20 protein-coding genes and 1 tRNA gene are annotated in these 20,254 nt (G+C 69.3%); 8 read left to right on the plus strand and 13 right to left on the minus strand.

Annotated elements, in window-relative coordinates; all coding sequences use genetic code 11:
• On the plus strand, positions 1–608 hold a 608-nt coding region (locus tag ACILRF_RS04315), incomplete at its 5' end, for an exodeoxyribonuclease III (protein WP_395671039.1).
• Here ACILRF_RS04315 and ilvD read toward each other — a convergent pair.
• Together ilvD and ACILRF_RS04325 are read right to left on the minus strand one after the other, a co-directional pair.
• Positions 605–2,446 carry a dihydroxy-acid dehydratase gene (gene ilvD / locus ACILRF_RS04320; RefSeq protein WP_395671040.1) on the minus strand — a complete coding sequence of 614 codons (1,842 nt, stop codon included), beginning with the start codon at positions 2,444–2,446 and terminating at the stop codon, positions 605–607. The two genes, ACILRF_RS04315 and ilvD, sit on opposite strands and share 4 nt — an antisense overlap.
• Before the next feature lie 55 nt (positions 2,447–2,501).
• The gene (locus ACILRF_RS04325) at positions 2,502–3,416 is read right to left on the minus strand and encodes a Gfo/Idh/MocA family protein (RefSeq protein WP_395671041.1); all 915 of its coding nucleotides are present in this window, start codon (positions 3,414–3,416) and stop codon (positions 2,502–2,504) included.
• 138 nt (positions 3,417–3,554) lie between these two features.
• Between ACILRF_RS04325 and ACILRF_RS04330 the strand changes: the two genes are divergently transcribed.
• The gene (locus ACILRF_RS04330) at positions 3,555–4,451 is read left to right on the plus strand and encodes a cobalamin biosynthesis protein CbiG (protein ID WP_395671042.1); all 897 of its coding nucleotides are present in this window, start codon (positions 3,555–3,557) and stop codon (positions 4,449–4,451) included.
• Here ACILRF_RS04330 and ACILRF_RS04335 read toward each other — a convergent pair.
• From ACILRF_RS04335 to glmU, 6 genes are all read right to left on the minus strand, one after another.
• Positions 4,448–5,824 (minus strand): MATE family efflux transporter, encoded by a 1,377-nt coding sequence (locus ACILRF_RS04335; protein ID WP_395671043.1) that lies wholly within the window; start codon positions 5,822–5,824, stop codon positions 4,448–4,450. The two genes, ACILRF_RS04330 and ACILRF_RS04335, sit on opposite strands and share 4 nt — an antisense overlap.
• Before the next feature lie 24 nt (positions 5,825–5,848).
• Positions 5,849–7,228 (minus strand): class II 3-deoxy-7-phosphoheptulonate synthase, encoded by a 1,380-nt coding sequence (locus ACILRF_RS04340; protein WP_395671065.1) that lies wholly within the window; start codon positions 7,226–7,228, stop codon positions 5,849–5,851.
• A 67-nt stretch (positions 7,229–7,295) separates the two neighbouring features.
• The gene (locus ACILRF_RS04345) at positions 7,296–8,492 is read right to left on the minus strand and encodes an O-antigen ligase family protein (RefSeq protein WP_395671044.1); all 1,197 of its coding nucleotides are present in this window, start codon (positions 8,490–8,492) and stop codon (positions 7,296–7,298) included.
• A 10-nt stretch (positions 8,493–8,502) separates the two neighbouring features.
• Positions 8,503–9,885, minus strand: coding sequence for a glutathione-disulfide reductase (gor, locus tag ACILRF_RS04350; protein ID WP_395671045.1), 1,383 nt, complete (start codon positions 9,883–9,885; stop codon positions 8,503–8,505).
• An 18-nt stretch (positions 9,886–9,903) separates the two neighbouring features.
• Positions 9,904–10,590: a ribose-5-phosphate isomerase RpiA gene (gene rpiA, locus ACILRF_RS04355; RefSeq protein ID WP_395671046.1), complete on the minus strand. Its 687-nt coding sequence runs from the start codon at positions 10,588–10,590 to the stop codon at positions 9,904–9,906.
• The gene (gene glmU, locus ACILRF_RS04360) at positions 10,587–11,942 is read right to left on the minus strand and encodes a bifunctional UDP-N-acetylglucosamine diphosphorylase/glucosamine-1-phosphate N-acetyltransferase GlmU (protein ID WP_395671047.1); all 1,356 of its coding nucleotides are present in this window, start codon (positions 11,940–11,942) and stop codon (positions 10,587–10,589) included. Before glmU ends, rpiA begins: the two co-directional genes overlap by 4 nt.
• Positions 11,943–12,048: 106 nt before the next feature.
• Between glmU and ACILRF_RS04365 the strand changes: the two genes are divergently transcribed.
• On the plus strand, positions 12,049–12,789 hold the full coding sequence (locus ACILRF_RS04365) for an HAD-IA family hydrolase (RefSeq protein WP_395671066.1): 741 nt from the start codon (positions 12,049–12,051) through the stop codon (positions 12,787–12,789).
• Here the strand turns inward: ACILRF_RS04365 and ACILRF_RS04370 are convergent.
• Positions 12,746–12,820 (minus strand) — tRNA-Val (locus ACILRF_RS04370). The two genes, ACILRF_RS04365 and ACILRF_RS04370, sit on opposite strands and share 44 nt — an antisense overlap.
• A 62-nt stretch (positions 12,821–12,882) precedes the next feature.
• On the minus strand, positions 12,883–13,194 hold the full coding sequence (locus ACILRF_RS04375; RefSeq protein WP_395671048.1) for a hypothetical protein: 312 nt from the start codon (positions 13,192–13,194) through the stop codon (positions 12,883–12,885).
• A gap of 226 nt (positions 13,195–13,420) precedes the next feature.
• On the opposite strand from ACILRF_RS04375, the gene ACILRF_RS04380 reads away from it, so the two are divergent.
• From ACILRF_RS04380 to ACILRF_RS04395, 4 genes are read left to right on the plus strand one after another with little or no spacing between them, the layout of a single operon-like run.
• The gene (locus ACILRF_RS04380; RefSeq protein ID WP_395671049.1) at positions 13,421–14,548 is read left to right on the plus strand and encodes an MlaE family lipid ABC transporter permease subunit; all 1,128 of its coding nucleotides are present in this window, start codon (positions 13,421–13,423) and stop codon (positions 14,546–14,548) included.
• A gap of 23 nt (positions 14,549–14,571) precedes the next feature.
• Entirely contained in the window at positions 14,572–15,372 is an 801-nt protein-coding gene (locus tag ACILRF_RS04385) for an ABC transporter ATP-binding protein (RefSeq protein WP_395671067.1), read from the plus strand.
• Positions 15,372–16,310 (plus strand): MlaD family protein, encoded by a 939-nt coding sequence (locus tag ACILRF_RS04390; RefSeq protein WP_395671050.1) that lies wholly within the window; start codon positions 15,372–15,374, stop codon positions 16,308–16,310. Before ACILRF_RS04385 ends, ACILRF_RS04390 begins: the two co-directional genes overlap by 1 nt.
• Complete coding sequence (locus tag ACILRF_RS04395) at positions 16,307–16,969, plus strand: ABC-type transport auxiliary lipoprotein family protein (protein ID WP_395671051.1); 663 nt, start codon at positions 16,307–16,309, stop codon at positions 16,967–16,969. The genes ACILRF_RS04390 and ACILRF_RS04395 overlap by 4 nt, the downstream gene beginning before the upstream one ends.
• On the opposite strand, the gene folD is transcribed toward ACILRF_RS04395, so the two are convergent.
• From folD to ACILRF_RS04410, 3 genes are read right to left on the minus strand one after another with little or no spacing between them, the layout of a single operon-like run.
• Complete coding sequence (gene folD / locus ACILRF_RS04400) at positions 16,966–17,865, minus strand: bifunctional methylenetetrahydrofolate dehydrogenase/methenyltetrahydrofolate cyclohydrolase FolD (protein WP_395671052.1); 900 nt, start codon at positions 17,863–17,865, stop codon at positions 16,966–16,968. The genes ACILRF_RS04395 and folD overlap by 4 nt on opposite strands.
• A 27-nt stretch (positions 17,866–17,892) precedes the next feature.
• On the minus strand, positions 17,893–18,366 hold the full coding sequence (locus tag ACILRF_RS04405; protein ID WP_395671053.1) for an NUDIX domain-containing protein: 474 nt from the start codon (positions 18,364–18,366) through the stop codon (positions 17,893–17,895).
• The gene (locus tag ACILRF_RS04410) at positions 18,366–19,373 is read right to left on the minus strand and encodes a S1/P1 Nuclease (RefSeq protein ID WP_395671054.1); all 1,008 of its coding nucleotides are present in this window, start codon (positions 19,371–19,373) and stop codon (positions 18,366–18,368) included. Before ACILRF_RS04410 ends, ACILRF_RS04405 begins: the two co-directional genes overlap by 1 nt.
• A 289-nt stretch (positions 19,374–19,662) precedes the next feature.
• Between ACILRF_RS04410 and ACILRF_RS04415 the strand changes: the two genes are divergently transcribed.
• Positions 19,663–20,142 carry a 3D domain-containing protein gene (locus tag ACILRF_RS04415; RefSeq protein ID WP_395671055.1) on the plus strand — a complete coding sequence of 160 codons (480 nt, stop codon included), beginning with the start codon at positions 19,663–19,665 and terminating at the stop codon, positions 20,140–20,142.
• Positions 20,143–20,254: the final 112 nt, after the last annotated feature.

Raw genomic sequence — 20,254 nt, forward strand, 5'->3', positions numbered from 1 at the left:
GCCAGAAGTCCTACAACGGCGTCGCCTTGCTTTCGAAGACGCCGCTGGAGGATATCCGCCGTGGGCTGCCCGGCGACGATGCGGACGAGCAGGCGCGGTACGTCGAGGCGGTGGTGTCAGGGCCGCGGCCGGTGCGGGTGGCGTCGATCTATCTGCCGAACGGCAATCCAATCGGCACTGAGAAGTTCGCCTACAAGCTTGGCTGGATGGCGCGCCTGAACGCGCACGCCCGCGAGCTGCTGGCGCTGGAGGAGCCGCTGGCGTTGCTCGGCGACTACAACGTCATTCCCGAGCCTCGGGACGCGGAGAACCCCAAGGCCTGGGTCGACGACGCCCTCTTCCAGCCCGAAAGCCGGGAGGCGTTCCAGGCCCTGAAGTGGCTGGGACTGACCGAGGCCTACCTCGAGTTCGACGGGGCGCCGGGCGCCTACACCTTCTGGGACTACCAGGCCGGCGCCTGGCAGCGGAACCATGGGATCCGCATCGACCACGCCCTGCTCTCGCCCCAGGCCACGGACCTGCTGACCGGCGTCTCGATTCATCGGGACGTGCGGGGTTGGGACAAACCCTCCGACCACGTCCCGCTGGTGATCGAGCTCGACCTCTAAGGGACTTCCCGCACCGCGCCGCGGGCGGCGCTGGTGGCGAAGGCGGCGTAGGCGCGCAGGGCGGTCGAAACCTTGCGGCTGCGCGGAGCGGCGGGCTTCCAGGCGGCCGCGCCCCGCGCTTCCATCGCCGTCCTCCGCTTGGCGAGGACACCTTCGTCCACGGCAAGCTGAATGGTGCGGTTCGGAATGTCGATCTCGATCCGGTCGCCGTCCTCGACGAGCGCGATCAGGCCGCCCTCCGCCGCTTCCGGCGAGACGTGGCCGATGGACAGGCCCGAGGTGCCGCCGGAGAACCGGCCGTCGGTGATCAGGGCGCAGGCTTTGCCGAGACCCTTCGATTTCAGATAGCTGGTCGGATACAGCATCTCTTGCATTCCGGGCCCGCCGCGCGGGCCCTCGTAGCGAATGACGACCACGTCGCCAGCGACGATCTTGCCGGTCAGGATTGCGCTGACGGCGGCGTCCTGGCTCTCGAAGACCCGGGCCGGGCCAGCGAATTTCAGGATGCTCTCGTCGACGCCGGCAGTCTTCACGATGCAGCCGTCGAGGGCGATATTGCCGGAAAGCACGGCGAGGCCGCCGTCCTGCGAGAAGGCGTGCTCGACCGAGCGGATCACGCCGCCTTCGCGGTCGAGGTCGAGTTCCTCCCAGCGGCGGGACTGGCTGAACGCCACCTGGGTAGGCACGCCGCCCGGCGCGGCGCGATAGAAGGTCTGCACCGTCTCGGAGTTGGTCCGGCCGACGTCCCAGCGGGCCAGGGCCTCGCCCATGCTCCGGCTGTGAACGGTGGGCAGGTCGGTGTGGATCAGGCCGCCCTTCTCGAGTTCGCCCAGGATGGCCATCACACCGCCGGCGCGGTGGACGTCCTCCATGTGGACGTCGGACTTGGCCGGGGCGACCTTCGACAGGCACGGCACCTTGCGGGACAGCCGGTCGATGTCGGCCATGGTGAAGTCGACGCCGCCTTCGTGCGCCGCAGCCAGCAGGTGCAGGACGGTGTTGGTCGAGCCGCCCATGGCGATGTCGAGGCTCATGGCGTTCTCGAACGCCCGGAAGCTGGCGACATTGCGTGGCAGGACGCTGTCATCGTTCTGCTCGTAGTGGCGGCGGGTGATGTCGACGATCAGGTGGCCGGCCTCGCGGAACAAGCGTTCGCGGTCCGCGTGGGTCGCCAGGACCGAGCCGTTGCCGGGCAGCGACAGGCCAAGGGCTTCGGTCAGGCAGTTCATCGAATTGGCGGTGAACATGCCCGAGCAGGAGCCGCAGGTCGGGCAGGCCGAGCGCTCGATGGTGGCCACGTCCTCGTCGCTCACATTCTCGTCGGCGGCGGCGACCATGGCGTCGACGAGGTCGAGGGCGACTTCCTTGCCCTTGAGGATGACCTTGCCGGCTTCCATCGGGCCGCCGGAGACGAAGACGCTGGGGATGTTGAGGCGCAGCGAGGCCATCAGCATGCCAGGGGTGATCTTGTCGCAGTTCGAGATGCACACCATGGCGTCCACACAGTGGCCATTGACCATGTACTCGACGCTGTCGGCGATGACCTCGCGCGAGGGCAGGCTGTAGAGCATGCCGTCGTGGCCCATCGCGATGCCGTCATCCACCGCTATGGTGTTGAATTCCTTGGCGACTCCACCCGCGCGCTCGATCTCTCGGGCGACCAGCTGGCCGAGATCCTTCAAGTGCACGTGGCCGGGCACGAACTGGGTGAAGGAGTTGACCACGGCGATGATCGGCTTGCCGAAGTCGGCGTCCTTCATGCCGGTGGCGCGCCAGAGGCCGCGCGCGCCTGCCATGTTGCGGCCGTGGGTCGAGGTGCGGGAGCGATACGCGGGCATGATGGGCCTTAGATAGGAAGTTCGCGCAGGCAGATAATGGCAATCGACCGTCAGGTCACGCCCGGCCAGCCGCCGTTTCGACCTGGAGGGCGACATCGAGGGCTGCGATCGCCTCCTCTGCGGTCACCACCGGGCGCGGCGCGGCGCCGCGAACGGCGTCGAGAAACGCCTCGACGCTGGCACCCAAGGGGTCACGGCCGGCAGGTGTCTCGGCGAAGGCAGGATCGAGGGCGAAGGGCGTCGTGTTGCGGAAGGTGCGGGCGACGAAGTCGATCTCGACCTCGCCGGAGGGGTAGACGACCTTCATGGTGCGGCGACGCTCCGAAGCCTGACGGGAAACGTCGAAGCTGGCGATATAGCCGTCGTCGAAGCGGACCTCGGCACGGGCGGTGTCGATGATCCCCGTCGCGGCGGTATTGGCCGTGACCGCGGTCGGCTGGGCGTCGCTGAGCGCCAAGGCCAGGTCGATGTCGTGGATCATGAGGTCAAGGACCGAACTGACGTCGCGGCTGCGGTCCGACGGCGGGCCGTGGCGCAGCGCCTCAAGCCGGATCGGTTGCTCGGGGATGTCGAGCAGGCCCATGGCCCGCGAGACCACCCGCTCCTGGTGGCCGCAGGCGACGATGAGCCCCCTGCCCTCCGCCGCCTGACGGATCGCCGCGGCGTCGGCGAGGGTCACGGCCAGCGGCTTCTCCACATAGACCGCCTTGCCGGCGCCGATGGCCGCGAGAGCCTGCGGGGCGTGGTGGACCGCCGGCGAGGCGATGGTCACCACGTCGACGGCGTCGAGGAAGGCGCCGAGGTCGTTGAATGCCCGGCCGCCGAGCGGCAGGGCGACCTGGGCGGCGCGCTCCGGATGCGGGTCCAGCACGGCCGACAGGACGACGCCGTCGAGGCGGGCGTACTGGCGCGCGTGGTAGCCGCCGAAAACGCCGGCGCCGATGACGCCGCCGCGCAGGGACTCAACCATGAAAAGCTCCGACTGGGCGGGGAGCGCCTACCAGACGCCCGGGCCGCACGCCACCTTTGCAGGCTCCTGGAACTCCTCGCCCGTTGGCCGCGTCATACGGAGCGGCTACAAGCTGGCGCCGTTCAAGGGAGCCTCGTCGTGCCGCGCCTGTTCAGCGCCTATGTGATCGTCGATTGGAGCGCGGCGTCGAAGCCGACCACCGGAGCCGACTCCGTCTGGATCGGCGTGCTGAAGCGCGACGTCCGTTTCCGGATGGCGTTCGAAAGCTACAATCCGCCGACCCGCGCGGAGGCCGAGAAGCGGCTGGCGATCATTCTCGACGATCTTAAGAAGCGGTCAGAACGCGCGCTGGTCGGGTTCGACTTCCCGCTGGGTTTCCCCCGCGGCTTCGCGGACGCGCTGAAGCTGCCGGGCGAGCGGCCCTGGCGTGCGGCCTGGGACCAGATCGACAAGATGGCCAAGGACAAGGCCGACAACACCAACAATCGTTTCGGTGTCGGAGCCGAGATCAACCGGCGGATGACCGGCGGCCCGTTCCCCTTCTGGGGCTGCCCGCCGAAAGACGCCCTGACCACGCTGCAGCCGAAGCGGACCCGCGAGCACGGACCCGACGACCTACCGGAGTTCCGTCACGCGGACTTGGCGGCCAAGGGCGCGGCGTCAATCTGGAAGCTCTATTACAACGGCTCCGTCGGAGGTCAGGCGATCCTCGGGATCCCGGCCGTGAAGCGGCTGAAGATGGCGCGGGGCGATGCGGTGCGGGTGTGGCCGTTCGAAACCGGGTTCAAGGCGCTGACCGAGGCCGACCTGCAGGGCGTCGAGGCGGTGCTGGCAGAGGTCTACCCGTCGCTGATCAAGCCGCAACCGGCCCCGGGCGAGGTCAAGGACCTGGCGCAGGTTCGGGCCTTGGCGGAGCACTTCGCGCGGCTGGACGAGGCGGGCAAACTCGCGGCCCAGTTCGGTCCGGGCAAGGAGGCCGGGGCCGACGTGGTGCTGGACGCTGAGCGCGAAGAGGGCTGGATCCTCGGCGCTTAGAGCCCGCGCCGGCTCAGCATCCAGAACCGCGCGAGAAGCAGACCCGCGGAGATCAGCGAAGCGAGGATGATCGCGCCGACGAGGCCGTTCACGCCGTAGCCGAGCGGGATCGCCAGCCAGTAGCCCAGCGGCATCATCACCCCGAAGTAGGTGACCATGTGCGTCGCCGTCGGCACCAGCACGTCACCGCGCGCCCGCAACGCCTGGGCGACTACGACCTGCAGGCAGTCAGGGACGAACATCAAGGCCGCCAGCGCCATCGCCGGTGCGGCGATGGCGAGCAGCGGCGTCTCGCGGGTGTAGCCGCCGACGATCAGGCCGGCGGCCGGCCAGATCACCAAGCTGACTACAAGGGCGAACGCCAACGTAACGATGAAAGCGACGACACCGGCCCGCACGATGCCCGCCGCGTCTCGAGCCCCGTAGGCGCGGCCGACGAGGACCGCGGCGCCCGACGCCAGGCCGAGCGGGACCATGAAGACGATGGCCATGACGTTGAGGACGATGGCCCAGGCGGCGACCGCCAGTCCGCCGATCCAGCCGGCGATGACGTTCATCGAGGCGAAGGCCGCGACCTCGAAAAAGTTGGAGGCGCCGCCGCCATAGCCGATGCGCCGCTGCTCGGCCTCGGCGGCGCGGTCGCGTTCGGGCTTGCGGAAGACGCCGAGCGATCGGGCTTCGCCCATGCGGGCGATGTAGGCGAAGATGGCGAGGGTCAGGAAGGTCCGGGCGCCGAAGGTCGCCCAAGCGGCGCCGGTGGCGCCAAGCGCGGGCAATCCGAAATGACCGGGCACCAGCAGCAGCACAAGCGCCAGGTTGACGATGTTCGCGACCCACATGGCGACGGCGGCCGGACCCGGTCGCGCCAGACCCTCCAGCCAGAAACTGCCGACGACGCTGAGGGCATAGAGCGGCAGCGAGAGGGAGAAGACGAGCAGCGGCAGGCTCGCCCCGTCGGCCAACTCCGGGTCGAGGCCGATGACGTGCAGGAACGGCGGCCCAAGCGCGGCGAGCAGTACCGCCGAGGCAAGTCCGATCAGCAGCCCGTAGGACAGGCCGCGCCGCAGAACGGCGCCCGTCCGGTCCCGGCGCCCCTCGCCAACGGCGCGGGCGGTCATCACCTGGACGCCGACCAGCAGGCCGATCGCGGTGGTCAGGGCGACGCTGGTCGGGGCCCAGGCCAGGGCGTGGAACCCCAGTTCCTTCGCCGAATAGCGACCCAGAACCACCGCGTCGGTGAGACCCATGGTCATGATGCCGAGCCGCGACAGCACCACCGGCCCCGACAGCTTCAGAAGCTGCGGCAGTTCTTCGCGGTAAGGAGAGGCGCGCGTCCCCGCCTCCGGAGACGTCCGCGCCGCGGACGACTCCATGGCGGGATTCCTTTCAATCAGTCGTCAAGAGGCGGCGCGCTGCGCCGTCCCCTCGCGTTCGGCCTTGAGCTTTTCGGCCACGAGGAACGCCAGCTCCAACGCCTGCTCGCCGTTGAGACGCGGGTCGCAGTGCGTATGGTAGCGGTCGACGAGATCGGTCTCCGACAGCGCCCGGGCGCCGCCGAGGCACTCGGTGACGTTCTGGCCGGTCATTTCCAGATGCACGCCGCCCGGGTGGACGCCCTCGGCCTCGCAGATCTCCACGAAGCTCTTCACCTCAGACAGGATCCGGTCGAACGGCCGGGTCTTGTAGCCATTGGCGGCGGTCAGGGTGTTGCCGTGCATCGGATCAATGGCCCAGACGACCTTTTTCCCAGCTGCCTTCGTCGCCCGCAGCAGGCGCGGCAGGCGGTCGGCGATCTTGTCGTGGCCGAAGCGGCCGTACAGCGTCAGGCGGCCAGCCTCGTTCTGCGGATTGAGGGCGTCGATCACCCGCAGCAGGTCGTCGCCCTCCATGGTCGGGCCGCACTTCATGCCGATGGGGTTCTTGATGCCGCGGAAGAACTCCACATGGGCGCCGTCGAGGTCGCGCGTGCGCTCGCCGATCCACACCAGGTGGGCCGAGGTGTCGTACCACTGGCCGGAGGTGGAATCGATGCGGGTCATCGCTTCCTCGAAGCCCAGCAGCAAGGCCTCGTGGCTGGTGAAGAACTCGACCTGGTGCAGGCCCGGGTGGTTCTCGCTGGTGACGCCGATCGCCTCCATGAAGGCCAGGCTGTCGCTGATCTTGTCGGCCAGCTCGCGATATCGCGCGCCCTGGGGGCTGTCGGAAACGAAGCCGAGCGTCCAGCGGTGGATGTTGTGCAGGTCGGCGTAACCGCCGTTCGCGAAGGCGCGCAGCAGGTTCAGCGTCGACGCCGATTGCGAATAGGCCTGGAGGAGCCGATTCGGATCGGGCCGGCGGCCATCCTCGGTGAACTCCATCGCATTGATGTTGTCGCCCCGGTAGGACGGAAGGGTGACGTCGCCCTGCGTCTCGATCGGCGAGGAGCGCGGCTTGGCGAACTGGCCGGCCATGCGGCCGACCTTCACCACCGGCTTGCCGCCGGCGAACGTCAGAACCACCGCCATCTGGAGGATAAGACGGAAGGTGTCGCGGATGTTGTCCGCGTGAAATTCCTTGAAGCTTTCGGCGCAGTCACCGCCCTGCAGCAAGAAGGCGCGCCCCTCCGACACGTCGGCCAGCAGGGACTTCAGACGCCGCGCCTCCCCAGCAAACACCAGGGGCGGCATGCCCCGCAGGGTCTGTTCGACCCGGGCGACGTCCGAGAGGTCCGGATAGTCGTTCGGAATGTGCTTGGCGGTCTTCGAGCGCCAGGAGGCGGGCGTCCAGTGTTCGGTCATGATCTTCAGCACGAATTCTTGCACCCCCGACGGGCGCGGAGCGCGGTTTCTACCCCCATATGGGGTGTCAGGTCGATGGGCGAAGGCCCGAGGGTCGCACAAGCGCCACCGTCAGAAGGCCGGCCAGCGCCGCGAGCGCCACCCACCACTCCTGCCAAAGGCCGTAGTTGACCAGACCGAACAGCAGGTAGGTCACGGCCGCCCCGCAAGCCGCGGCGGCGCCGAGGTGGGCCTTGGGCCGGGACAGGCGGCTGAGGACCAGCCACCAGGCGGCCGCGAGGACCAGGGCGCCCAGGGCCCCGAGTTCTAGCCACGCCTGGAGCGGCCCATTGTGCGGGTGCAGCTGGATCTGCGGGCTGAACGCCCGGCTGGAATCCAGCCCCCATCCCTGGAGTGGACGTTGAGTGATCAAGGCGGCGGCGTGGCGCCAGTAGCCGAGGCGCATCGCCCACGACAGCGGCAGGGCCGGCGAGACGGTCAGGACCTTGGACAGGGTCGCGCCGAGCAGGACGAGAGCCGGCATGACGATGAACGAGACACCGGCCACGACGCCGATGACGAGCGGCGCCGTCGCCGGCCAGCGCAGAACGGCGAGCACCGTCCCGACGCAGAGCAAGGCGGCGATGGCCGGAGCGTCGGCGTCGAAGGCGATGGCGCCGACCACGGTCCCGAGCGCCATCGGCGCGGCCAGCCATAGCGGACCTCCGTTGCGCCACACGCCGGCGGCGGCCAGCGGCCAGAGCAGCGCAAGGACGAAGGTGGAGCGGGCGAGATTGCGGGCGGCGAGATCGGGGCGGATCGGCTCGACGACGGCCTCATGGACGAGCCGATAGAGCGCCGCGCCTGTGAACGCCTCGACGATCAGCATCAGGCCGAGGGCCGCAAGGCTCCAGGCGAGGATGTTGAACGCGACGCCCAGCGTGCGAGGCGAAGCGCGCCGCGCGCCGCAGACTGCCGCCCAGTAGAGCAGCAGCTGCAGCACGAGCTTCAGCGCCATGCTCTCTTCCCAGGCCTCGGGACGATGCGGGCTCCAGACGGTGGATAACGCGGCCCAGGCGACCCCCACGCTCAGCACGGTGAGGAGCGGCAGGTCGTCCCGCGGGGCGCGCAGCGCCGGAAGGCAGAGCAGGCCGACGAGCGCCAGCAGCGGCGCGAAGCCGAGCGGACCAAACCAGGCCAGCAGCGGCGTCAGGGCGGCGGCGCCAACCATCACCCACCCGCACCAGGCGGCGAGCCGGTCGCGCCGCGGCGCGGCCGATGTCATCCAGCCAATCTCACGCCGCCTGGCCCAGGCCCGGCGGCACGTACTTCTCGCGCAGGGTGACCAGTTCCTCGGCGAGGGTCGGGTGGACGGCGCAGGTCGCGTCCCACTGCGCCTTCGTCGAGCCCATCTTGATGGCGATGGCGGCCATCTGGATCATCTCCGGACCGTCCGGGCCGACGATATGGCAGCCGACCACCCGATCGGTGGCGGCGTCGACCACCAGCTTCATCAGGCACCGCTCGTCGCCGTGCATGAAGGCGTACTTCATCGGCCGGAACCGGGTCAGGTAGATGTCGACCTTGCCGTACTTGTGCCGGGCGTCGGCCTCCGACAGGCCCACCGAGCCGATCGGCGGCTGGGAGAACACCGCCGAGGCCACCGTGTCGTGGTCGAAGGTGGTCGGGTTGCCGTAGAATTCGGTCTGGGCGAAGGCCGCGCCTTCGCGGATGGCGACCGGCGTCAGGTTGATCCGATCGGTGACGTCGCCGACCGCCCAGATGTTATCGACGTTGGTGCGGGAGTGGTCGTCGACGATCACCGCCCCGGTGTCCGACAGCTTCACCCCGGCGGTCTCCAGGCCGAGCCCTTCGACGTAGGGCTCGCGACCGAGTGCGAAGAGGACGACATCGGCCTCGAGGCTGTGCCTGTCGGTGCAGCAGACGGTGAGGCCGCCCTCCCCCTTGGCGATCTCGGTGATCTGGCTGCCGAGGCGCACCTTGACGCCGCGCTTCTCCATTTCCTCGGCGACGTGGGCCCGGACGTCATCGTCAAAGCCGCGCAGGATGTTCGGGCCGCGGTGGACCAGGGTGGTCTCGACGCCGAGGCCGTTGAAGATGCCGGCGAATTCGACGGCAATGTAGCCGCCGCCGGCGATCACCACCCGCTTGGGCAGCGCCGGCAGCTGGAAGGCCTCGTTGGAACTGATGGCGTGCTCGATGCCGACCACGTCCTTCGGCATCCAGGGACGACCGCCGGTGGCGATGAGGATCTTGTCGGCCGTGACGCGGCCCTTGCCGTCGACCTCGACGGTGTGAGCGTCGACCAGCCGGGCCTTGCCGTGGACCAGTTCGGCTCCGGCGTTCTGCAGGTTGCGGACGTAGATCCCCGACAGCCGGGCGATCTCCTTGTCCTTCTCGGCGATGAAAGCCGGCCAGTCGAAGCTCGCGCCTTCGATAGTCCAGCCGTACCCTTTGGCCGTTTTGAAATGGTGCGCGAATTCAGAGGCGTAGACCATGAACTTCTTGGGCACGCAGCCGCGGATGACGCAGGTGCCGCCGACCCGATGCTCCTCGGCCACCGCGACCTTGGCCCCGGACATGGCGGCCAGTCGCGCCGCCCGCACGCCGCCGGAGCCGGCGCCGATCACAAACAGGTCGTAGTCGTACTTCGCCAAGGCGGCGCTCCTTTGAACTTACGGCTCGAGGGTCGAGACGCCGGCCGGTCCGCCGACCAGCGCCTGTTCGGCGAGGTCGAGGAACAGGCCGTGGTCGACCACGCCGGTGACGCTCTTCAACGCCGCGGCCAGGGCGGCGGGTTCGGGAATGGCCTTGCAGGCCGCGTCATAGATAAGGTTGCCGCCGTCAGTGCGCACCGGCTCGCCGTCCTTCAGACGAAGACGCGGCGCGACGCCGATCTCGAACTCGCTCAGCACGTCGCAGATGCGGTTCGCAGTGGTCCGGTGGCCGAAGGCGACCACCTCGATGGGCAGGGCGAAGGCGCCGAGGACCGGCACCACCTTGGCGGCGTCGGCGATGACGACGCAGCGCTTCGAGGCCTCCCAGACCAGCTTCTCGCGCAGCAGGGCTGCGCCGCCGCCTTTGATCAGGGCGAGGCCGGGGCCGATCTCGTCGGCGCCGTCGACGGTCAGGTCGATCTCGCGCGTCTCGCCGAGCTGAGCGCATTTCAGACCAAGCTCACGGGCCAAGGTCTCGGTGGCCAGCGAGGTCGAGACGCAGGTCACATCCAGCGCGCGCGCCGCCAGGGCCTTCACGAACCAGGCGGCGGTCGAGCCGGTGCCGAGGCCCACCACCATGCCGGAGTCGGCAAGCTGTGCGGCCGCCTCGCCGGCGGCGCGTTTCTGCAGATCGATGTCGCTCATTTCTTCGCCTTTGCGGCCTTCTCGGCCGCTTTCTTGTCACGGAACGCCGTCGCCCAGCCGGGCTTGTCGGCCTGTTGGCCGCGAGCGACGGCCAGGGCCCCCGGCGGGACGTCGCGGGTGATCACTGAACCGGAAGCGGTCATCGCGCCCGCGCCGACCACGACCGGGGCCACCAGGGCGGTGTTCGAGCCGACGAACGCCCCTTCGCCCACCTCCGTGCGGTATTTCAGGAAGCCGTCGTAATTACAGAAGATCGTGCCGGCGCCGATGTTGGCCTTCGGCCCGATCTCGCCGTCGCCGAGATAGCTTAGGTGGTTGGCCTTGGCGCCCGCCCCGACCTTGACGTTCTTGACCTCGACGAAGTTGCCGATGTGGGCTTCGGGGCCGATGTCGGCGCCGGGCCGCAGGCGGGCGTAGGGGCCGACGAGCGCGCCCCGCCGGACGACCGCGCCCTCGAGATGGCTGAAGGCGCGGATCACGGCCCCCGTTTCGACCGTGACGCCGGCCGCGAAGACCACATAGGGCTCGATGATGGCCCCCGGGGCGACCTGAGTATCCCACGACAAATGCACCGTCTCGGGGGCCGGCATGGCGACCCCCTGGGCCAGCAGCTCGGCGCGGCGGCGCTGCTGGAAGATCGTCTCGGCGGCCGCCAGCTGGGGCTGGGCGTCGCAGCCCATGACCGCCTCCTCCGAGGCCATTGCCGCGCGGACCTGGGCTCCGTCGCCGACCGCGAGCCCGACGACGTCGGTCAGGTAGTACTCGTTCTTGGCGTTGGCGTTGCCGACCCGAGCCAGCCAGCCGAACAGCCGGGCGCGGTCGGCGGCCATCATGCCGGCGTAGCACTGCCGAACGGCCCTCTCTTCCGGCGTCGCGTCACGCGCCTCGACGATGCGGGCCACCTGGCCGTCGGCGCCCTGGATGAGGCGGCCGTAGAGCGCGGGGTCGGCGGGCTCGAACCCGAGCAGCGCCAGGGCGGCGTCCCGGCGAAGGGCGAACAGCGGCTCGAGGTCTTGCGGCGTCAGCAGCGGGCAGTCGGCGTTGGTGATCAGGACGTCGCCCTCGAAGTCCGCGAGCGCCTCGGCGGCCGCCAGCACGGCATGGGCGGTGCCGAGCGGCGGATCCTGGACCGCCACCGCCGCGGAACCGAGCCGCGCCTCGACCAGAGCTCGGACCGCCGGGCTGTGGTCGCCGACCACGACGACGATCCGCGCGCAGCCCAGCGCCTCGACGGTGTCGATCACCCGGTCCAGCATCGTCCGGCCGCCAACCTTGTGCAGCACCTTGGGGGTCGGAGACTTCATGCGCGTGCCCTGTCCGGCGGCGAGGATCACGGCGGCGCGGGCGGTCATGGGCGAGGCTCTCCGATCGGGACAGGGTGCGAGCCTTAGCAAGCCTTGTGACGCGGGGCGAGAAGCGGCTAGCGTCCGGCGCGTTTTCCGGAACCCGAGCCGCCGCATGACCGCCGACCTGTCCGCCCTCGCCGGGGCCACCATCGCCTTCGACCTCGACGGCACCTTGGTCGAATCGGCGCCGGACCTGGTTGGGACGCTGAACTGGCTGCTGGCGGCGGAGGGGCTGGCGCCCCTGCCCTATGCGGACGCCCGTCAGTTCATCGGCAAGGGCGCGCGCTGGCTGATCGAGCGGGGATTCGCCGAGGCCGGAGCCGCGCCGCCAGGGGATCGCATGCCCCTGCTCTTCGAGCGGTTCATCGCCCACTATCACGCGCACATCGCCGACGAGAGCCACCCCTACCCCGGCATGGTCGAGGCGTTGGAGACGCTGCGGGCGCATGGCGCGAGGCTGTGCGTGTGCACCAACAAGCTGACCGGCCTGTCGCTGTCGCTGCTCGATGCGCTGGACCTGACCCGGCTGTTCGATTCCGTCACCGGCGCCGACGCCGCTCCCGCCCCGAAACCCGACCGGCGCCATCTGGAAGCTGCGGTCGCGGCGGCGGGCGGCGACATCGCCCGGACGATCATGGTCGGGGACGCGGCGCCGGACGCCGGGGCGGCCCGGGCGGCGGGCGCGGGCCTGATCCTGGTCAGCTTCGGCTACACGGAAATCCCGGCGCACGAGCTCGGCCCGGACATCCTCATCGACCACTACGACGCGCTGCCGGCGGCCTGCGTGGATCTGCTTGTGCGGAGAAGAATGGTGGATGCGACAGGGATTGAACCTGTGACCCCCTCGGTGTGAACGAGGTGCTCTCCCGCTGAGCTACGCATCCGCCGGTCAGGAGGTTGCGGCGTATAGCGTGCGCCCCTTCCCCCCGCAAGCACGAGGACGTCTCTATTGGTTCAGCGGCGGCTGATAGTGCTCGATCAGGTCGACGCGCTCGGCTTCGCGGATGGCGCGAGTGACGTTGAGGCGCGTCAGGATCTTGGCGTCGGCATAGGTCTTGCGGGCCTTTTCCAGCGGCGCGCGCCACGTCTGGTTGGCCAGATTGTCCGTTTCCCCGGCGTAGATGACGTTGGCGCCGTCGGCGTCCAGTTCGGCGATGACGTAGTTCGCGCCGGCCGGCGTGATGAACCGCTCCTCGTCGAGCGTTGCGTAGCGGTAGCGCGCGCCGGATTTCCCGGCGAGTTCGATCTGTCGGCTCAACTCTACTCTCCAGCCTGCGACCCGTCGGGCCCCGCCCCCGCGGAGCCCTGTGCACGTTTAGCTTCGAGAGTCGGGCGAAATTGGGCCGAAGCTTGGGCGTAATGTGAGGAACAGCAACGCTAGTTAGGACGTTCGGCGAAGGTCACGCCTCTGCTAGAGTCGGCCAGAACCGGCGCGGCGACTCGAAAGACCCCGCCGCATTTCAGGAGCGCCGAGACCTCTTCGGATGGAAATCCCCGCCGACTTCAGCCTCAAGACTGCGGGCGAGCGCAGCGCCGTGGCGCTCAGCGGCGACTGGACCGCGGCCCAGCTCGGGCCGGCCGGCCGTGGACTGGCCGAGACGCTGCGTGGCCGCGGCGACGTCGGACTGGACCTGCGGCGGGTCCGAAAGCTCGACACGGCCGGCGCCTACGCCATCGTCAAGGCGGCCGGCGAAGGCTTCGATCTCGCCCAGGTTCAGGCGCGCGCTGAGACGCGCCGCCTGCTGGAGTTGGTCGCCGAAGCGGTGACGCACAAGCCGGTCGTCCGGCGCGAGCCGACCGGCTTCCATGACCTGACGATTCGCATCGGTCGCGGCATGGTGAATATCGGCCGCGAGTTCCTCGAGACCATGGGCTTCCTCGGCCACCTGCTGGTGGTGCTAGCCCAGACGGCGGTGAACCTCTTCGTCGCGCCGAAGCGGATCCGCTGGGCGGCGATCACCTCGCTGATCGAGCGGGCCGGTCTCGACGCCATCCCGATCGTCGCGATCGCCGCGCTCTTCATCGGGGCGGTGGTCGGGCTGCTTGGCGCCAACATGCTGCGCCAGTTCGGCGCCGAGGTGTTCGTCGTCGAACTGATCGGCATCGCCGTACTGCGCGAGTTCAACATCATCATCACCGCCGTCCTGCTGGCCGGACGGTCGGCCTCGGCCTTCGCCGCCGAGATCGGCTCGATGAAGATGAATCAGGAGGTCGACGCCATGCGGGTGCTGGGCGTCGACCCCTTCGAGGCCCTGGTGCTTCCCCGTTTCGCCGCCTTGCTGATCACCATTCCGCTGCTGACCTTCGTCGCGACGATCGCCGGCCTGCTCGGCGGGATGCTGGTGACCTGGACGGTGCTGGACCTCGGGCCGGCCTTCTTCCTGCAGCGGATCGTCGACAACGTCGGGATCAACCAGTTCTGGATCGGCCTCAGCAAGGCGCCCTTCATGGCCGCGGTGATCGCCGGAATCGGCTGCCGCCAGGGACTGGAGGTCGGCGGCGATGTTGAAAGCCTCGGCCGTCGCGTCACCGCGGCGGTGGTTCATGCGATCTTCTCGATCATCATGCTCGACGCGGTGTTCGCCCTGATCGCGATGGAGCTGAACCTGTGAGCGAGGTTCGCGACGAAGCCGACCTGACCGACGAGGAACTGCTCGACCTGGAAGGCCCGGCCATCGAGGTCTCGGGTCTGGTCAACGCCTTCGGCGACCACGTGGTCCATGACGGCCTCGACCTGACCGTGCAGCGCGGCGAGGTGATGGGCGTGGTCGGCGGCTCAGGAGCCGGCAAGTCGGTGCTGCTGAACTCGATCATCGGCCTGCGCAATCCGCAGGCAGGGCAGATCCGGGTGTTCGGGGCCGACATCGAGACCGCCTCGCGCCGCAAGTGGGGGGCGATCAATCGCAGCTGGGGCGTCCTCTTCCAGCAGGGCGCCCTGTTCTCGAACCTGACCGTGAAGGAGAACGTCGCCGCGCCGATGTTCGAGCACACCAACCTGTCACGCCCCGAGATCTACGAGCTCGCCGACCTGAAGATCGCGCTGGTGGGCCTGCGCCCGGACGCCGGGGTCCTCAAGCCGTCGGAACTGTCCGGCGGGATGCGCAAGCGCGCCGGGCTGGCGCGCGCCCTGGCGCTAGACCCCGAGCTCCTTTTCCTCGACGAGCCGACCGCGGGCCTCGACCCCATCGGCGCGGCAGCTTTCGACGAGCTGATCCGCGACCTGTCGGACAGCCTGGGGCTGACCGTGTTCATGATCACCCACGATCTCGATACGCTGTATGAGATAACCGACCGCGTCGCCGTCATCGCCGAGAAGAAGGTGGTCGCCGTCGCGCCTGTTCGGGAGTTGGAATCCTCGGATCACCCGTGGATCCGCGAATATTTCCTTGGACCTCGCGGCCGCGCCGCGGCGACGGTCAAGGCGAGGGAGGCCTGATGGAGCGGAACGCCAACTACGCCATGGTGGGCCTGTCGGCCCTGCTGCTGGCTGTCGGGATGGTGATCTTCATCGTCTGGCTGGCGCGCTGGCAGTTCCGCCAGGAGAACGACCACTACGACATCCTCTTCCAGGGGCCAGTGCGCGGGCTGAACCAGGGTGGCGAAGTCCATTTCAACGGCATCAAGGTCGGCGAGGTGACGCGCATCGCCCTCGATCGCACCAATCCCAGCCGGGTGATCGCGCGGGCGCGGGTCAGCGCCGACGTGCCGATCCGGGTCGACTCCTACGCCACGCTCGAGCCGCAGGGCATCACGGGCGTCAACTACATCCAGATCACCGCCGGCACGCCCTCGCGGCCCCTGCTGAAGGACACCGTGCCCGACGACAAGATCCCGATCCTGCGCAGTCAGCGCAGCACCCTGTCCGACCTGCTGGAAGGCGGCGGCACCGTGCTGACGCGGACCATCGAGGCCCTCGACCGCGTGAACCGGGTGCTGTCCGACCAGAACATCAAGAACTTCTCGGCCGTGGTCTCGGACGCACAGGCGGTCACCGCCGAGCTGCGCGAGCGCAAGGCGCTGATCTCGGACGCGCAGAGCGCCCTGCAGCGGATCGACGAGGCGTCGGCGGAGCTGACCCTGCTGCTCAAGGACAGCCGCCAGATGGTCAACGGCGACGGTCGCCGCACCCTGGCCAACATGGCCGACGCCGCCGACGAGGCGAAGGCCGCCGCCCGCGACGCCCGGACGCTGATCAGCGCCCTTCAGGCCCCGACCACGGACTTCGCCACCAACGGCCTGCCGCAGGTGACCACCGCGGTGATCCAGCTCCAGAGCGCCGCCGAGAGCCTGGAGCGGCTGGTCAACGAGGTGCAGGCCGGCGGGGCCCGCGCGGTCCTGAAACCCAAGTCGAAAGAGCTGGAGGTGCAGCCATGATCCATCCCCGCCCCCTTCGGCTTGGAGCCCTTCGGATCGCCGGCGTGGTCGCCCTGGGCTTGAGCGTCTCCGGCTGCCTGGGGGGCCTGCTCGGCGGCGGCAAGCCCTCCCAGCTCTACCGCTTCGGCCAGACGCCCGTCGCGGAGGCCCAGGCCGCGCCTGCCGCCGGGACCGTGGCGGTGTTCCGCGCCAATGGGGTCTTCCAGGGCGAAACGGCCGGCGACCGGATCCTGGCGATCACCGGCGACCAGGCCCAGTACATTGCTGAGAGCCGCTGGGTGGCGCCTGCCTCGGTCCTCTGGGACCAGGCGGTGCTCGCGGCGTTCGACGCCGCGCCGGGCAAGGTTCGCCTGGTCTCGCGCGGCGAGCTTTCGCGCGCCCAGTATGTGCTGCGGATGGACGTGCGGAATTTCGAAACGCGCTACGACAACGGCAAGGACGCGTCGCCGACAGTGCTCGTGCGGGTGCGGGCCGTCCTCAGCCGGCCGCGCGATCGCGACTACATCCGCGAGCAGATCTTCGAGGCGCGGGTGCGGGCGTCCGGCAACCGGGTGGGCGCTATCGTCCCGGCCTATGACCGGGCAGTGGCCGACGTGCTCCGCCAGGCGGTGACCTGGCTGGAGACCGAAGCCCAGCCGGTGACCCAACCCCCGGCCTAGTCGAGCCCGGCGATGCGCCTCGCGGCGGTGACGGTGTTCTGAAGCAGCACCGCGACGGTCATGAGGCCGACGCCGCCCGGCACCGGCGTGATCCAGCCGGCGACCTCGGCCGCTTCCTTGTAGTGGACGTCGCCGACCACCTTGGTGCGGCCGGCCGCGGCCTTCTCCGGATCGTCGAACGGCACGCGGTTGATGCCGACGTCGATCACCGCCGCTCCGGGCTTGATCCAGTCGCCGCGGATCATCCGCGGCCGCCCGACCGCCGCGACCAGGATGTCGGCCTCGCGACAGATCGCCGGCAGGTCCCTCGTGCGCGAATGGGCGATGGTGACGGTGCAGTCCGCCTGCAGCAGCAGTTGCGCCATCGGCCGGCCGACCAGCACGGAGCGGCCGACGACGACCGCCCGCAGCCCGGCAAGATCGCCAATCGTCTCGCGCAGCAGGATCATCGAGCCGAGCGGCGTGCAGGGAACCAGGGCCGATACCCCATTGGCGAGGCGGCCGGCATTGACGACATGCAGGCCGTCGACGTCCTTGTCGGGGCTGATGGCGGCGATCACCGCCTGCTCGTCGAGGCCCTTGGGCAGCGGGAGCTGGACGAGGATGCCGTGGATGCCCGGATCGCCGTTCAACTCGCCGATCAGGCGCAGAAGGTCGTGCTGGCTGACGTCGGCCGGCAGGCGATGGGTCACCGAATGCATGCCGGCGGCCAGCGAGTGTTCGCCCTTGGAGCGGACGTAGATCTGGCTGGCCGGATCATCGCCGACCAGCACCACCGCCAGGCCAGGCTGGAGATTGTAGTCGGCCTTCAGTCGGGCGACCTCGCGCGCCACCTCGGCCCGCAGCCGCTCGGCGTTGACCTTGCCGTCGATGATCTTAGCGGCGGGCGCGGCCATGAAGCCTCCGTGAAAGGACGGCTTGGACTAGCCTTTCGCTGGGTTGCGCTCAAGGCGCCGCAGCCAGACGGCGACGGCCCAGGCGTGGGCCTCGCGGTCGAGCGCGAGGATCGCGCCGCGCGGATCCATCCATTCGAGCGTGTGGTCATCCTCGACCTTCAGGTCCGGCCGCTCGGCCGCCACGGTCCCGGCGAAGAACCGGCCGCGCGAGTTGTGCGCCCAGCCGTCGTCGTTGACGAAGAACTGGTCGGCGCAGGTGAACGGCTCCGGGTCGAGGACGACCTCGAGCCCGGCCTCCTCGCCGCACTCGCGAGCCGCGCCTTGGGCGGGGGTTTCACCGGGATCGATCCCGCCGCCGGGGAGGTCGTAGACGCAGCCGCGTCGCCGGCTGTCGACACGCATGACGGCGATCAGCCCGTCGCGGACGACGATCGCGAACGCCGTTGGCCGATCCGGAGCGTCACGGCCGTTCTCGGGCTCCCCGAACTGCGGGGCGCGCATCAGTCGACGCCGTAGAGGCTGGAATAGGGTTCGGTCTTGCCGCTGACGACGTCAGCGACGGCGACCGGACGCCAGCCGACCTTCATCCCGGCGCTGGCCCGCCAGGCTTCGACCACCACATCGCGCAGTTCCGAGGCGCCGACCGCCAGCAGGCGGGTTGCGAAGGCGGGGCCGCGCGGGTCGTCGTCCCTGAGGCCGCCGGCCTTCTCGAGCTCGTAGAAGGGGATCACCTCGGCGAGGCTCGTCCGGAGGTAGTCGGTCGTCCGCTGCTCCGGACTGCAGTCGCAGAGACGGAGCGGCCGCAGATGGGTCCGGACCTCCCGCTGGTCGACGCGGCGCTGGACGAGATCGCTCTCGAACGGGCCGTGCAGGCGGGCGGTGGAGTAGCCCTGCGGGTTCGGATAATCGCCCCAGCCGTTGAAATGGACGCTGACGTGCATCGGCTGGCTGCCGTCGGCGACATAGTGCGACAGCTCGCCAATCGTCCGCAGGATCGAAGCCTCCCGACGCAGGCGGTCGGCGCGATACCACGCGCGATGGCCGCGCCACTTGGGATTGGCCTCAGCCGCCTGGAGGATGCGCCAGTAGGCGAAATCGAGGGCAAGCTGCTGCCGGGCGTCGATCATCGCGTACGGCAAATAGCCAGCCTTCCACATGTCGAGCCCGGCGGCGCGAAGCGCTGTCTCGTAGTCGGCCTTGGTGGTCGGGAGCGGAAGGAACGGCGGCCCGCCGAGCACCCGCCCCGTCTCATCCAGATCGACGAAATGGGCGGCGTCACGGTCATGGTCGTGGATCTTGCCGGCCGCTTTGGAACGGTCGGGCTCCCGCGACAGCTCGCCGACATCCTCGATCGCCTGGCGCGTGCGCAGGAAGGCGGGGATTTCGGCCGGCAGCGCCCGCATCGCCTCCTGTCCAACCATCCGGTGGCCGGTGTTGCCCCAGGCCAGCGCGGGCGCCGGCGCGGTGGTCAGAAGAGCGGCGACGAGGCCGGCGACAAGGCGGGTCATGGCAGTGGTTTGCGGGTTGGGCGGAAGGTTGGCAAGCGCCTTGGGGTACCGCCCGCGTATGACATTAAAGCCGGGTCGAAACCACGCCGCGGCGGCAAACAGCCCCCAGAATTGCAGATTTCACCGCACGCGCCAGCGCACATATTTCCTTGGAAAAACAAGCAAAACGAGCCCACCGCTTTTGAGTTTTGCTGCGTACGCGATCAGCCGCACCCGGATCGGGTTGCCGCTCGGACGGAGTCCGGGTAGGACTCCGCCCACCAGTACAAACGACGAAGGAGACGCCGTCATGCGACGCCGCCTCGCCGCCCTGGCTGCTTTCTCCCTGATCGCTATGGGGTCGAACGCGCAAGCCGCCGCCCAGGATCCGTTGGGCGATCTGTTGATGTCGGTGATCACCGGCTCCCTGCCCAATGGACCGGGCTGGAACGTCAAAGCCACGCTTTATCACGCGGGCGCCAAGGGCGTGGGCGCCCTGGACTCGCTCGGCTGCAAGGTCGTGCCGATGCGCACCATGGCGGTCGACAAGACCCTGATCCCTCGCCGCAGCGTCGTTTTCATCAAGGAGACCGTCGGCTTGAAGATGCCCGACGGCAAGGCGCACGATGGCTACTGGTACGCCTCGGATGTCGGCGGCGCGATCAAGGGCAAGCGCATCGACCTCTACACCGGCCGCGGCGCGAGCTCGATGAACCCGCTGAAGGGCCTGAACCTCGCCACGCTCTCGGCCGTGAAGGTCGGCGATTTCAAGGGTTGCCCGCCCGCGTAGCCGGATCTGTTGATCCCGGCGCGAGCCGGGATCAGGCTGACCTTTCGCCTCGGCCACACCTGGTCGCGTCAGATCTGACAGAGCTGGGCCCTGGCGTCCGCCAGGATGAGCG

This window comes from Phenylobacterium sp. (genome assembly GCF_044236515.1).
In the GTDB taxonomy this organism is placed as follows: Bacteria; Pseudomonadota; Alphaproteobacteria; order Caulobacterales; family Caulobacteraceae; genus Phenylobacterium.

Bases quoted from the DNA above. Each gene is read 5' to 3' on its own strand.
- ilvD (WP_395671040.1), bottom strand. From the start codon at position 2,446: ATGCCCGCGTATCGCTCCCGCACCTCGACCCACGGCCGCAACATGGCA.
- ACILRF_RS04325 (WP_395671041.1), bottom strand. From the start codon at position 3,416: ATGGTTGAGTCCCTGCGCGGCGGCGTCATCGGCGCCGGCGTTTTCGGC.
- ACILRF_RS04335 (WP_395671043.1), bottom strand. From the start codon at position 5,824: ATGGAGTCGTCCGCGGCGCGGACGTCTCCGGAGGCGGGGACGCGCGCC.
- ACILRF_RS04340 (WP_395671065.1), bottom strand. From the start codon at position 7,228: ATGACCGAACACTGGACGCCCGCCTCCTGGCGCTCGAAGACCGCCAAG.
- ACILRF_RS04345 (WP_395671044.1), bottom strand. From the start codon at position 8,492: ATGACATCGGCCGCGCCGCGGCGCGACCGGCTCGCCGCCTGGTGCGGG.
- rpiA (WP_395671046.1), bottom strand. From the start codon at position 10,590: ATGAGCGACATCGATCTGCAGAAACGCGCCGCCGGCGAGGCGGCCGCA.
- glmU (WP_395671047.1), bottom strand. From the start codon at position 11,942: ATGACCGCCCGCGCCGCCGTGATCCTCGCCGCCGGACAGGGCACGCGC.
- ACILRF_RS04365 (WP_395671066.1), top strand. From the start codon at position 12,049: ATGACCGCCGACCTGTCCGCCCTCGCCGGGGCCACCATCGCCTTCGAC.
- ACILRF_RS04380 (WP_395671049.1), top strand. From the start codon at position 13,421: ATGGAAATCCCCGCCGACTTCAGCCTCAAGACTGCGGGCGAGCGCAGC.
- ACILRF_RS04390 (WP_395671050.1), top strand. From the start codon at position 15,372: ATGGAGCGGAACGCCAACTACGCCATGGTGGGCCTGTCGGCCCTGCTG.
- ACILRF_RS04395 (WP_395671051.1), top strand. From the start codon at position 16,307: ATGATCCATCCCCGCCCCCTTCGGCTTGGAGCCCTTCGGATCGCCGGC.
- folD (WP_395671052.1), bottom strand. From the start codon at position 17,865: ATGGCCGCGCCCGCCGCTAAGATCATCGACGGCAAGGTCAACGCCGAG.
- ACILRF_RS04405 (WP_395671053.1), bottom strand. From the start codon at position 18,366: ATGCGCGCCCCGCAGTTCGGGGAGCCCGAGAACGGCCGTGACGCTCCG.
- ACILRF_RS04410 (WP_395671054.1), bottom strand. From the start codon at position 19,373: ATGACCCGCCTTGTCGCCGGCCTCGTCGCCGCTCTTCTGACCACCGCG.
- ACILRF_RS04415 (WP_395671055.1), top strand. From the start codon at position 19,663: ATGCGACGCCGCCTCGCCGCCCTGGCTGCTTTCTCCCTGATCGCTATG.